This is a genomic window from Oleiphilus sp. HI0066 (genome assembly GCF_001635725.1).
The window spans coordinates 1-862 of the sequence record NZ_LWFH01000093.1 but is presented as its reverse complement, the minus strand read 5'-3'; the positions used below and the strand labels follow the sequence as shown (position 1 = coordinate 862).

2 protein-coding genes are annotated in these 862 nt (G+C 45.7%); both read left to right on the top strand.

Going from position 1 to position 862, the window contains the following annotated elements:
• On the top strand, window positions 1–390 hold a 390-nt coding region (gene def / locus A3738_RS01480; protein ID WP_068763302.1), incomplete at its 5' end, for a peptide deformylase.
• Window positions 391–412: 22 nt separating this feature from the next.
• On the top strand, window positions 413–862 hold a 450-nt coding region (gene fmt, locus A3738_RS01475), incomplete at its 3' end, for a methionyl-tRNA formyltransferase (RefSeq protein ID WP_231876494.1).

Below are 862 nucleotides of genomic sequence, written 5' to 3'. Positions count from 1 at the left end.
CCAGGAATTGGCTTAGCGGCGACTCAGGTCGATCAACACATTCAGCTTATCGTGATGGATCTTTCTGAAGATAAATCTGAGCCACATGTTTTTATTAATCCTGAAGTCACCGTATTAGAGGGTGACCCTGAAAAAATGCAGGAAGGCTGTTTGTCTGTGCCAGGATATTATGAAGATGTGGAGCGCATCGAGCATGTGCTAATCAAGGCTTTAAATCGTGAGGGCGAAGCTTTCGAACTCGAAGCAACTGGCTTACTTGCGGTTTGCATCCAACATGAAATGGATCATTTGAATGGCAAGCTATTCATTGATTACTTAAGCAAACTTAAACGCACGCGCATCAAGAAAAAGCTAGAAAAGCAGCAGAAAGCGCAAGCCTCTGCCTCGTAAATCGAACAAGCCGAGAACACCATTGAAAATTATCTTTGCGGGCACGCCCGATTTTGCGGCTAGCAGTCTCGCCGCTCTTATAAATGCAGGTCACAATATTATTGCGGTTTATACGCAACCCGATAGACCTGCGGGGCGAGGCAAGAAATTAATGCCAAGCCCAGTAAAAAAAACAGCACTCGAACACGATATAAAGGTCTTTCAACCTCTTAATTTTAAAGAGCCAGAAGCACGTCAGGAATTAGCAGAGCTTGACGCTGATTTAATGATCGTCGCGGCTTACGGCTTAATCTTGCCAAAAGAGGTTCTCGATACGCCAAAGCTCGGTTGCATTAATATTCATGCATCGCTGCTACCCCGTTGGCGCGGAGCCGCGCCTATTCAACGCGCAATCCAAGCAGGTGATTCAGAAACTGGCATCACTATCATGCAGATGGATGTAGGTTTAGATACCGGCGATATGTTGCTCAAA